14 protein-coding genes and 1 tRNA gene are annotated in these 10,977 nt (G+C 61.2%); 4 read left to right on the top strand and 11 right to left on the bottom strand.

Annotation, left to right across the window (positions count from 1 at the left end; translation table 11 throughout):
* Position 1: 1 nt before the first annotated feature.
* From EJV47_RS25325 to EJV47_RS25300, 6 genes are all read right to left on the bottom strand, one after another.
* Positions 2-763, bottom strand: a complete 762-nt coding sequence (locus EJV47_RS25325) for a hypothetical protein (RefSeq protein WP_126696009.1) — start codon at positions 761-763, stop codon at positions 2-4.
* Complete coding sequence (locus tag EJV47_RS25320; RefSeq protein ID WP_126696008.1) at positions 723-1,787, bottom strand: hypothetical protein; 1,065 nt, start codon at positions 1,785-1,787, stop codon at positions 723-725. The genes EJV47_RS25325 and EJV47_RS25320 overlap by 41 nt, the downstream gene beginning before the upstream one ends.
* Entirely contained in the window at positions 1,784-2,380 is a 597-nt protein-coding gene (locus EJV47_RS25315; RefSeq protein WP_126696007.1) for a hypothetical protein, read from the bottom strand. Before EJV47_RS25315 ends, EJV47_RS25320 begins: the two co-directional genes overlap by 4 nt.
* Positions 2,377-2,715: a DNA-binding protein gene (locus tag EJV47_RS25310; RefSeq protein ID WP_126696006.1), complete on the bottom strand. Its 339-nt coding sequence runs from the start codon at positions 2,713-2,715 to the stop codon at positions 2,377-2,379. The genes EJV47_RS25315 and EJV47_RS25310 overlap by 4 nt, the downstream gene beginning before the upstream one ends.
* Before the next feature lie 65 nt (positions 2,716-2,780).
* On the bottom strand, positions 2,781-3,089 hold the full coding sequence (locus tag EJV47_RS25305) for a helix-turn-helix domain-containing protein (protein ID WP_126696005.1): 309 nt from the start codon (positions 3,087-3,089) through the stop codon (positions 2,781-2,783).
* Positions 3,089-3,349, bottom strand: a complete 261-nt coding sequence (locus EJV47_RS25300; RefSeq protein ID WP_126696004.1) for a hypothetical protein — start codon at positions 3,347-3,349, stop codon at positions 3,089-3,091. Before EJV47_RS25300 ends, EJV47_RS25305 begins: the two co-directional genes overlap by 1 nt.
* A 424-nt stretch (positions 3,350-3,773) precedes the next feature.
* On the opposite strand from EJV47_RS25300, the gene EJV47_RS25295 reads away from it, so the two are divergent.
* Positions 3,774-4,382: a S24 family peptidase gene (locus EJV47_RS25295; protein WP_243651313.1), complete on the top strand. Its 609-nt coding sequence runs from the start codon at positions 3,774-3,776 to the stop codon at positions 4,380-4,382.
* Between the two features lie 51 nt (positions 4,383-4,433).
* Positions 4,434-5,555, top strand: a complete 1,122-nt coding sequence (locus tag EJV47_RS25290; protein WP_165903926.1) for a PD-(D/E)XK nuclease family protein — start codon at positions 4,434-4,436, stop codon at positions 5,553-5,555.
* A 52-nt stretch (positions 5,556-5,607) separates the two neighbouring features.
* Here the strand turns inward: EJV47_RS25290 and EJV47_RS25285 are convergent, their stop codons facing one another.
* From EJV47_RS25285 to EJV47_RS25265, 5 genes are all read right to left on the bottom strand, one after another.
* Entirely contained in the window at positions 5,608-6,906 is a 1,299-nt protein-coding gene (locus EJV47_RS25285) for a site-specific integrase (protein WP_126696001.1), read from the bottom strand.
* A gap of 137 nt (positions 6,907-7,043) precedes the next feature.
* Positions 7,044-7,125 (bottom strand) — tRNA-Leu (locus EJV47_RS25280).
* A gap of 24 nt (positions 7,126-7,149) precedes the next feature.
* The gene (gene hscB / locus EJV47_RS25275) at positions 7,150-7,686 is read right to left on the bottom strand and encodes a Fe-S protein assembly co-chaperone HscB (RefSeq protein ID WP_126696000.1); all 537 of its coding nucleotides are present in this window, start codon (positions 7,684-7,686) and stop codon (positions 7,150-7,152) included.
* Positions 7,687-7,846: 160 nt separating this feature from the next.
* On the bottom strand, positions 7,847-8,194 hold the full coding sequence (locus EJV47_RS25270) for a putative quinol monooxygenase (RefSeq protein WP_126695999.1): 348 nt from the start codon (positions 8,192-8,194) through the stop codon (positions 7,847-7,849).
* 91 nt (positions 8,195-8,285) lie between these two features.
* Entirely contained in the window at positions 8,286-9,059 is a 774-nt protein-coding gene (locus EJV47_RS25265) for an SAM hydrolase/SAM-dependent halogenase family protein (protein ID WP_126695998.1), read from the bottom strand.
* Positions 9,060-9,204: 145 nt separating this feature from the next.
* Here EJV47_RS25265 and EJV47_RS25260 point away from each other — a divergent pair, with 145 nt between their 5' ends.
* Positions 9,205-10,287, top strand: a complete 1,083-nt coding sequence (locus EJV47_RS25260) for a PhoH family protein (protein ID WP_126695997.1) — start codon at positions 9,205-9,207, stop codon at positions 10,285-10,287.
* Between the two features lie 188 nt (positions 10,288-10,475).
* Positions 10,476-10,919: a GNAT family N-acetyltransferase gene (locus EJV47_RS25255; RefSeq protein WP_126695996.1), complete on the top strand. Its 444-nt coding sequence runs from the start codon at positions 10,476-10,478 to the stop codon at positions 10,917-10,919.
* Positions 10,920-10,977 lie beyond the last annotated feature (58 nt).

Genomic DNA, 10,977 nt, shown 5'->3' with positions numbered 1-10,977 from the left:
ATCACGTGCAGCCATACTTAACAGCCAGACGGCGGTCTTCGGCGCGGTGGCGGGCGTCGATGAGCTTTTGGGCTTCGGGGCTCGGTTGCCAATCGGGGCGGGGGCGGCGCTGGGCAGCAGCGTGGGTTTCGTCTCGCAGCTGCTGGGCCTGGTCGGGCGGGAGCAGGCCGCGCTTCTCCTTGAGGTTGATGACGGTGAGGCGTTGGCGCAGGTGCTCGAGGTTGGGGTGGTCGGGCGGGAGCTGGCGGCCGATGCCGGCCAGCAGGTGCGGGGCTGCTTGCTGCAGGTGGGCTATGGCGCTCTGCTCGGCGCTGGTGCTGCGGGCCTTTTGGTCGAGGTGGCGCTGTTCGAGGAATGCGGCTTTGCGCTCGAAGTAGGCGCGGAGCAATCCGTAGATGGTGGCAGGGTCGAGGGCTTGGTAGAAGATGGTGCCGCCGGTGCGGGCTTGTTTGAGGGCCAGCACGATGTCGCGCAGGGAGTCGTGAGAGTAGGTCTGGAGTAGGGTATCGGCCAGGTCCAGAACGTCGGCGGGAGTGGGCTTGTCGGGCACGCGCACGGAGTCGACGAAGGCGCGGAGGATGACGGCCAGCAGCTTGCGAATTTCGTCCTCGCCGTAGTCGCGCATCAGCTTGAACAGCTTGGGCGCGGCGGCAGCCTGCTCCATGGTGAGGCCGGCGCTCAGCTGGGCAACGAGGATGGCCGTGGCCTCGGAAGTGGGTTGGCTAACCAGGGCGCCGAGGGTAGAACTGGTCGTATAGCGCATCAATTGTGCTGCCGGGCTGTGGCCCGCCGGGGCCGGCAGGTGCCCCGTGGGGCGGGGTTGGGGGAGCGAGTTTGAGGCGGTTGTCATGGGCGTCGTTGAGCATGAAGCGCTGGGCAGTGGCCAGCCAGTCGCGGCGGCGGGGCGGCTCGCCGGTTTTTCGGTCGCGCCAGAGTCGCACTTTCTCGTGGTAGAGGCGCAGGTCGGCTAGGGCGTAATCGGTGCCCGCGAAAGCCTGGATGAACTTCTCCACGTCGGCGTATTCGGACTCGGCGAAGGTGATTTCCGTGCGCGGCGGCCGGCCGGGCCGAGGTGCTGCCGCGGCCTGGCGGATGGTGGCGGCGTGGGCGCCCTGGCCGCGTGGCCGGGGAGGGCCGGCGGACTGATTGTCCGCTGGCAGAATATCTATCCCTGAAAGCTCGTCGTCCTCGGGCGCCGCAGGCTGGCCTATTTTTTTTTCGGGGTGCGGCGCATCACTACGACCGAAGGGAGTAGGTTTTGTAGTAGAGCGTTTACCATTACCTGCTGTTTTCCTATGCAAGGAGTGTTGGGGCACTTCTGACCCCGATGTCGGTGGCATGGGGGGCAGTTCTGCCCGCGCCGGTTCGGGCACTTGTGCCTCCGATGCGGCAGGCGTTGCGGGGACAGAAGTGGCCCCGGTGCCTGGCAGTGCGGGCACTTCTGCCTCCGATGAAAAGGGCGCACCAGGAGCAGATTTGCCCCCGATGCTTGGGAAGGAAGAGAGGTCGGCCAGCCGGCAGGTGCTGGGTTGGTAGCGGGTGTGGCTGGGCTGGTAGGTGAGCAGCTGCCAGGCGGTGAGGTCGCGCAGGGCGGCGCGGTAGGTTTTCTCGTTGCCGATGTGGGCGGCCCGCATCAGAGCGGCATGGTCGAGTGGCAGCTCGGCGGGGAAACGGGCGGCGTTCCACTCGAAGAAGAGGGCCCAATACAAGCTGACGTGGTGCGGGGTAGCTGCGGGCTGCATGGCCAGCTGCTGGTGGGCTGCGCGGGTGTGTTGGATGTAATTCATGCATGGGCCGGCACGGGAATCAGGGGAATGAGAGCGGCGTTGGGCTCGGCGGTCGGCTCGAATAGGTCGAGCTGGCGGTACTCCGTGCACTTGCCGCGTAGGGCGGCTTCGACCTCGGCAAGGACGGCGTCGAGGGCTGACTCCAGCAGGCCGGCGTAAGCGTAGGCGGGCTGTTCGTCGTCGAAGGAGACGTAGGGGCTGGTGAGGTTGAGGACCTTGCCGCCGGCGAGTTGACGTTGGCCGATGAGGGTGACGCCGCGGCCACCGTTGCCGACGCTGAAGCCGGTGAGGGTGAAGGCCTCGAAGTGGGGTGGGAGGGTGCCGGTGTCGTCGGGCCAGTACGTGGGAGTTTCGGTCAACTGCTCGGTGAGCAGGCAGAGGTGGGGGACGAGTTGGGCCAGCCCGTGGAGAAGGTCGGGGTGAACTTGTTCCTGGGCGGCCAGGGTGAAGGCGCGGGGCGGGGCGTCGTCGGTGCGCTGTTCGGTGAATTCGCAGGTTAGCTGCTGGTTTTTAATGCGGGCCTTCTGGATGCGGATGATAGAGCGCGGGGCGGGCGCATCGGGGCCGACGATGGGTAGGAGGGGCGTGGTCATTGGGGAATGGAGTCGGGTGAGTTGGAAGAAGATGGTGGTAGGGGGCCTCGCCGGAAGGTGGCGCGGAAGTAGCGGCGCGGGTATTTGTCGAGAACGGAGCGGTAGAAGCCCCAATCCTTTTCATTGAGCCGAACGCCCTGGATGCGGCCTGCCCGCCGGGCCCGGCGCAAGGCTTCCTCGCTTAGGCCGATGTAGGCGGCCGCTTGACGGGTGCTAAGTAGCTCGTCGGGTGGCGTGGGTGGGGTGAGAAGCTGGGAAATAGCCGTGCTTAAGCGGCTCACTTCGGCGTGGAGCGTGTTCCACTCGGCTTCGGAAACAAGCACTACAAGCTGCATGGGACTGGACGTTAAGGGTTGAACCATATCCAGTAGACAAGCAGGTGGTGGCAGCTCTCTCAGCTTTAGGCGGCTTGGGAAGAGCCCTCTGTGTTGAGGTAGCGCACGTAGCGGTTTTGGTAGCGCTTCAGCTCAGAGCGGTAAAAGCCCCACTCTTTCTCGTTGATGCGCACGCCTTTGAGGCGGCCTTGTCGGCGGGCCTTGCGGATGTTCTCGGGCTTCATGCCGAGAAAGGCCGCGGCTTCGCGGACGCAGAGCACCGTGTCGGGCTCAGGGGCGGAAGTAGTGCGTTGCTGCTCGGCCGATTCGAGCTTTTCGAGGCGGCCTAGAATCTGGCGCCACTCAGGTTCGGGGATGAGGACGACGGTTTGCATCAGGCATTGTTGATTAGGCGGGCGGCTCGTTCCCGAACCTGCCGGCGGCGTTCAAACTCGGCTTCGGCCGTTTCGAGGAAGGCCTCAATCAGCTCGCGGCGGTTGCTGCGGCCGTCGAGGGCCTGGTACATGGCGGAGCGGCTGACTTTGAGGCCTCGCTCCGCCAAAAGAGCAATGGTGTCGCGGACGACTGTGTTGCCGGTGCCCAACCGCTGCAGGATTTGTTGGAACTCGGTGGGCTCGTTGGTATTTTGTTCCATGAACTTGTGTATTTAAGTGTAAAAGTGAAGTTTTATTCACTACCTTAGCACACAAACATAAAACTCTTTGAGTGCTAATAATACACTCAAGTGCTAAAAAATTATGGAACACGCGCCTGCTGCCCCCTCCGCCACACCTACTAACGTATCAGATCGGATTCAGCAATTGCTGGACTATTATGGTCTGAACGTCAATAAAGCAACTCAAAAACTGGGTTATAGCACTACTAGTAAGCTCTACAAAATTCTGAAGGGGGCTGAGCCTAGTTATCCTACTTTGGTAGACTTTTTGGCTATGTGGCCAGAAGTGTCTGCCGAGTGGCTGTTGATGGGCCGTGGAGGAATGTTTGGGGGCAAAGCCACGGATGAGGCGCCTTCGTCGGCTAAGCGGGGGGCAGAGGAAACCAAGGCAGGTCAGCGGGCATTGGCCAACGGTTTGCGGGTGCTGGCCGTGACGGTAGACAAGGTGGGCAACGACAATACCATCCTGATTCCGGCACGGGCGCAGGCGGGCTATACTCGTTCGTACAACGAGGCGGCTTACCTGGAGCAGATGCGGCCTTACCAGATTCCGGGTTTCGAGCACGGCTCGTACCGGGCGTTTGAGGTGAACGGGGACAGCATGGAGCCGACTATCAACCACCGGGATATTGTGGTATGCAGCTACGTGGACCGGTGGGACCTGCTCAAGCCGGGGGAGATTTACGTGGTGGTAACCCACGAAAACATCCTGCTCAAACGGATTCCACGCCGCATAACGGACCGCAAAGGGATGGTGGATTTGCTGTCGGACAACACCACGGTGAAGCCCTATGACCTGCCAGCGGCGGATATAGTAGAACTTTGGATGGTGCTGGGCTACATTTCAACTTATATCCCAAGCCGACCTAACGTGACGGTGGAACGGCTGTGGGAGGTGATTGAGCTGCTAGGCCACGACCGGGGCGAGGTGAAGCGGTACTTGCAGGAAAACGCCGCGGGTGTGGGGGCTAGCTCGTACGATAAAAATGAGGCCCGGCCGCTGAATATTTGAATAGGAAAACCGATGCTAAGACTAGAGGCCTAACTTGATCATGCTATGGTTATGGATGAAGAGCTAATGCAGTTACACAAACTGCTTAGTGGTTTTAAAAATCTAAATATCAAGGAGCGCAAAGGGCCGACGTTATTGGAAATTGCGCGGTGCCCAGGCAGGGAAACCGTTTGGAGTAATATTCTGGCCTTCTACCTGAATCCGAACCTTGAGCATGGGTTGTATGACTTGTTGCTCAAGTCCCTTTTCGAAGCTTTGGGCAAAGAAGTGCCTTCGCCCAATTTGCGGTCGGTTAGCGTCGAAACAGAGTATCTGACTGCCGTAGGAAACCGGATTGATCTGGTGATTACGGCAGACACGTTCGTGCTAGGGATAGAAAACAAGGTTGACGCTGGTTTATACAACGATTTGGCAGACTACTCCCGCGCCCTAACTGGTTGTGCGGCGGGCAAGGTGCCAGTGCATAAAGTAGTGCTGTCGAAGCACCCAGCGCTGGTCAGCAATAGTTTTGAAAATCTGTTGTACACCGACATAATGCGGGCAGTGCGCCGAAACCTCGGAGGATACACGGATTATGTCGACTCGAAATACTTAGTCTTCTTCCTGGACTTCCTCAAAACGATAGAGAACAGTTACAAAAACTCGTACATGACCGATAATATGGACGTGGTCAATTTCCTACGCAATAATGCAGAGGAGGTGGGCCGCTTAATGTCCTACTACAATGGTTTGCAGAAGGAAATGGTGCTGAAGCTCGAGAACATTGATAGGCTTCTTGTTGAACGTTTGTTCGACAATAGCACGCTGGGGCAGCGCTTGGCCGCTCTCGGTGGTAGGTTACAAGGGCAGGCAGCGAATAAGCGTTCTGGCCGCTTTACTTGGCAGGGTGATGCGCTGGTGAAACATAACCTTCAGCTAAATGGCGTATCTGTATTCTATCAGTTGGGAGTGAATTGGAAGCATAAATTATATGCTCACTACTGGGTGGACGGCCGCCAGAATCAGCATTACGAGCAGATTTTCAGCGAGCATCATATCATAGCAAAGGAATTCGACCTAGAAGACCAAGATGAGACAATTGCTCAAACGGTAGAGCAGCAGTTGGCTCAAATGGTGGAATTGCTTGCTTTCCGTGAGCACCCATACTTGGGCACTACAACGGTCGAATCTTAGAGCAAAGGCCAGCCAACTGCAGTTGACTGGCCTTTACCGAGGTGTTGAACTGCTAAGCAGCTGTTGCTGCTACGCAGACTTCGCCTGATACCAAAGGCGCAGCTGTAGTGCTTGGACCGTCCCACGCCAGTTGTATGGCTTGGTGCTGAAAGTCTTCGACCATCTTGGCATAGTGCATGGTGGTCTGCAGCTTGCTATGGCCCATCACCCGCTGCAGCACCGCTGGTGATACCCCACGCAGCAGGCTTTGCGTGGCGAACGTGTGGCGGGCGGTGTGCATGGTCAGCAGCTCGTAGGCCGGCACCGACTTTTTAAGTGCCTGTCCGTTTACAACCTCCATCGTTTCAACTGGTGTGGTAAGCCCCGCCAACTGCCCAAGCCGCTTGAGGCCGCGGTTCATGACTTGGTTGACGTAAACGGGGAGCAGCCGTAGCCGCTCGGTGTTGGCGTACTTGTCGAGGATGGCTTCAGCGGCGGCTGTGAGGTAGATGCCAACCGGACGGCGGGTTTTGATCTGGACTAGCTTGAGGATGCGGTGGCCGTTCCAAGTGTGCAGGTTGGCCGGTTGGAGCTGCTGCACGTCGGAGCAGCGCAGGCCGGTGTAGCAGCAGAACAGGAACACGTCGCGGACAGGCACCAACGTATCGGGGATGGGCGCGGCGGCAAGGGCGGTGAGGTCGGCGGCGGAAAGGAAGTGCTTGGGGGCTTCCGTCCAACGCACCTGCATCCGGTCGAGGGCTAAGCCGAGCGGGAGGCCTCGCTCGCGCTGGAGGTGGCGGAGGAATGTTTTGACATCCTTGAGGATGGTGAAAATGCCGTTGGGGCCAAGGCCATGTTTGAGGCGGAGGAAGTGGATGAATGCGTCGTGATAAGCCAAGGTATAGTCGGCCAGGTAGACGGTTTTCTTGTTGCGGTCCTGCTCAAACTTCTGCAGCCAGTTGCGGGCCGTACCGTAGTGGCGCAGGGTGTTGAAGGCGAAGCCCCGGCCGCGCAGCACCTCCCGGTACTGGTCGAACAGTTCCAGCAAGGTGGGTTCGGCCGGCCGCGCTACCTCCGCCACGGGGTGCACGGCTTCGCGCATGAGGGCCGGGGTAGGAGCGGTACCGGCGGCGCTCAGCTCCCGGTAGCGGGCCTGCAGGCGCAGGGTAAGGTTGTCCAGGTAGGCGTTGGCGTCCTGGTAGCCGGGCAGGGAGCGGCGGAACTGCTGCTTGTCTCGGTTCCAGTCGGCAGGCCGGCATTTTTCTTTGGTGGTGGTTTGCAGGCGCAGCCCGTCAAAGCTGGCGCACACGAAGACGGGGGCCAGGCCGGCGCGGTCCGTCTTGTCTTCCCGGAGGGTGAAGGTAACCTTCATTTTGGTAGCGGATTTGGTAGCGCAAATCCGGCCACATATAGGAATTAATTCCGAAAGGGCTAGAATGCAAGAAGCCTGAAAAACTGCTTCTGTGGCCAGATTCGCAGCTTTTCAGGCTTCTTGGAATTGTATTCTAGTACCCAGAGCCGGGGTCGAACCGGCACACCTTGCGGTATTGGTGTTTGAGACCAACGCGTCTACCGATTCCGCCATCTGGGCAAGACGAGCAACGCGGACCGTTGCTCAGGATCGGGTGGCAAACTTAGCCAGACTTTCCCGAATGCGCAACAGATAGCGCCGTTTCAGGTAGTAGGTGCGCGCCTGCAGCCGGGCTGCCGGGCGCTGTTCCTCGGGCAGGGCAGGGTAGCTTTCCAGCACCGGCCGGGCCTCGGCTTCCAGCTCATTTTCAAGTCGCTCCACCTCCGCGCGCACGCGGGCAGCCGCCTCCGGGTCGAAGTCGAATTCCAGCTCCATCAGCTGCTCGTTCAGCTCCATCACCTCCATCAAAAAATCGGCGGGTAGCTCCTGTTTGCCTTCTTCCAGCAGGCCGTGGCGCTGCAGGATGTACTGCAGGCGCAGGTCGAAGTCCGAGAGGGTGCGGTAGGCGCTGGTGTTCTGCGTCGATAGCTCCAGCACGCGCTGCTGCTCCTCGGCGGGCGCAGTGGCGTGGAAATCGGGGTGGTACTGCCGACTCAGGGCGTAGTACTTGGTTTTGAGGGCTTTTTCGTCGGGCAGAAAGCTCTCGGGCAGGTCGTAAAAGGCGAAGTAATCGGGCTGCATCAGGGTAGGGGCGCGGCCAGCGGGGCTGCGGGAGGTACAACAGCGTCAACGGGAAAATCTCCCGGACGGATGAGGCGCGGCGTGGGCCGGGGGAGCCAACGGGGCGTCAGCACGGTGTAGAGACGCAACTATGCGTTTCTACACCGTGCTAGGAGCCCGTTTACAGCACCGAATCCGGGGCGCTGGCAGGAGCAGGCAAAGGCGGCAGCTGGGCCGTATCGGCCGTGACCTGGTTCACCGAAAAGGCCAGCGGCGGGGCCGCAAACAGCTTTTTGGTGGCCGGCCACACCTCCCCGAACAAGGCGGAGCGGCGGTAAGCGTCGAGGTCGGCGGCCGAGTCCCAGTGGCTGTAGGTGCCGAAGACGTGGGCCTGCTCGGCGTCCTGCCACAGCTCCATGTGCCGGCAGCCCGGCTGCTGCCGAATCTGGTCCTCGGAGGCCCGGAAAACCCGCAGAAACTCCGCCACGGCCTCCGGCCGGAACGTCATGCGGACGATGCGTATGATCATTTAGTGAGTTGGTGATTTAGTGGCTTAGTGAATTAGCGGCTTAGTGAGTTCTTGAACGACCTTGCACTAAGTCGCTAAATCACCAACTCACTCATTCCGCCGCAAACCGCACGTCCACCTGCGAGTCGAAGTGCAGGCCGAGCAACTCGGCCGCGTGGCCCTGGTTGACGCCGATGCAGAGCTGCTGCTGGCTGTTGTACACGCACACCGCGTCGCCGGGGTCGGCGGTCTGGTAGTGGCGGGCCACCCCGCGCACGGCTTCGCGGCCGAAGTGAATGGTGCAGGGCCGGCCGTGGCCTACGGCCTCAATGGCCGCGCGGGTGATGTTGGTGACGAGGTTGCCGTAGTGGTCGACGTGGACGACGTGGCCGGTGATGCGGTGGTCCTGCAAGCGCAGCTGGCGGTTGAGCAGCTGGTACAGTTCGGTGCTCAGGGGCCCGAGGTCGGTGAGGGGGCGGCCCTGGGCCAGGTGGGCGGCGGCGGCGGCCAGCACGTCGCGTGTGGGGGCGGCGGGCCACTCGGCGGGTACGGGCAGGCGCACCAAATCGTCGGGGCGGGCGTCGGTGAGCAGGGTCAGGATGCCGTTGTCGGCGGCCAGGAAATAGTGCCCGTGCCAGCTAGCGGCCAGCCAGCCGCGGCGGCCCACGCCGTGGTCATCCACCCCGATGAGGTGCACGGTGCCCTCCGGGAAGTCGGCGAAAACGGCGCCCAGCACGTGCACGGCCTGGGCCACGTTGAACGGCTCGATGGCGTGGGTGATGTCCAGGACTGGCACCGCGGGGGCCAGGCGCAGCAGCTGCGCCTTTACTGCGGCCACGTAATGGTCGCGGTAGCCAAAGTCCGACAGGAACGTAATCAGCGCCATTCGCCGTTTCTAAGAAGAATGCGTACTATTGTTTACCCCCGAGGGGAGCGGCAAAAGTAGGCATTCGGCCCGGACTGACCGCTCTGCGTCGGGGCCTCTTTTCCTTCCCACCACTGCGCCTTAGGCGTTTACTCTCTCAATTAGTTTGGTCGAAAAAGTCATCACGCTTGAGAACGTGTCGCTCGTCGACTTCCTCGGGCCCGATAACCAGAACATCCGCCAGCTAGCGGCGGCCTTTCCTGGTAGCAAAATCATTTCGCGCGGCAATGAGATAAAAATCCAGGGCCAGACGCCCGTCATTCAGCGCATCAACGACATTCTCAGCTCCCTGATCGAGCACTACCACGAGTACGGACAGGTGACCGACAAAACCGTGGCCCAGTACGTGGGCGCCTCCGACGAAGAGCTGCAGGATGCCAAGCTGGCTTCCTCGCCCGACGTGATTTTGTTCGGGGCCAAGGGCGGCGTCATCAAGGCCAAGACGGCCAACCAGCAGCGTCTGGTCGACGCCGTCAATAAGAACGACCTGGTGTTTGCCCTCGGGCCGGCCGGTACCGGCAAAACCTACATTTCGGTGGCCCTGGCCGTGCGCGCCCTCAAAAACAAGGAGGTCAAGAAAATCATCATTTCGCGCCCCGTGGTAGAAGCCGGCGAAAGCCTGGGTTTTCTGCCCGGCGACATGAAGGAGAAAGTCGACCCCTACCTGCGCCCGATCTACGACGCGCTGGAGGACATGCTGCCGCCGGAGAAGTTCAAGTTCTACCTCGAAAACAAAACCATCGAAATAGCCCCGCTGGCCTACATGCGCGGCCGGACCCTGAACCACGCCTTTGTGCTGCTCGACGAGGCCCAGAACACCACGCCCTCGCAGCTGAAGATGTTCCTGACCCGCATGGGCCCGAACGCCAAGGTGATGGTCAACGGCGACCGGAGCCAGGTGGACTTGCCCACGAAGATTAAGTCGGGTCTGTTTCAGGCGCTGGATATCCTGCGCGACGTGCCCGGCATCGGCTTCGTGGAAATGTCGGCCGAGGACGTGGTGCGCCACCGCCTGGTGAAGCAAATCGTGCTGGCCTACGACAAGCATGACGCCGACCAGGAGCGCGCCCAGCGCGAACGGCCCGTGCGCCCGGCCCGCTACTACCAGCCCGGCCAGCGCCCCGAAGAAGGCCGCGGAGACGATGACACGACAGCTACCGGGTTGCCCGTCAACCACGAGCAGGAATAATCACGCATTAGCTTCGCTGAACTTCGTTTCCCGCGGATTTTTGGCTGCGCCGACCTCCGGTTCGGATTGCACGGATTTCGCAGAGGGTTCGAAACTGAGTGGTGCCACGGCTCAAAGTCGTGGCACCATTATTTTTAAGCCGTTTTGCCGCGCCCCTTAAGCAGCACAAAGCCTGAATCAGAGTACCCATGACTACCGCCCACCGCATCACCGATCCGCAGAATCGCGAAGCCGCCTTTGCCATCCGCCACGAAGTATTCGTGCAAGGCCAGGGCGTGCCCGCCGAGAAGGAGCACGACCAGCACGACCAGACCGACGCCCGCCACTACCTCGCCCGCACTGCCGACGGCACGCCCTGCGGTGCCGCCCGCTGGCGCATCACCGCCGACGGCGTGAAGCTGGAGCGTTTCGCCGTGCTCGAAGCCTACCGGAATCAGCAGGTGGGCGCGGCCCTGCTAACGGCCGTGCTGCGCGACGTGGCGGCCGAGCACCCCGCGGCCGAAGTGTACCTGCACGCGCAGCTGGCGGCCGTGAATTTCTACCTGCGCCACGGCTTCGCGACGGTAGGGGCGAAGTTCACCGAGGCCGGCATCGAGCACTACAAGATGCGCTGGCAGCGGCCGGCAGCGTAGCGGGTCGGTCCGGACTTGCCGGAGCAACAGAATTTTCCTAACTCGGCAGTTGCTGCTT

The organism is Hymenobacter gummosus, assembly GCF_003970915.1.
GTDB classification, from domain to species: domain Bacteria; phylum Bacteroidota; class Bacteroidia; order Cytophagales; family Hymenobacteraceae; genus Solirubrum; species Solirubrum gummosum.
Note: the sequence above shows the minus strand (reverse complement) of the source record. Positions and strands in the feature narration are given on the sequence as shown.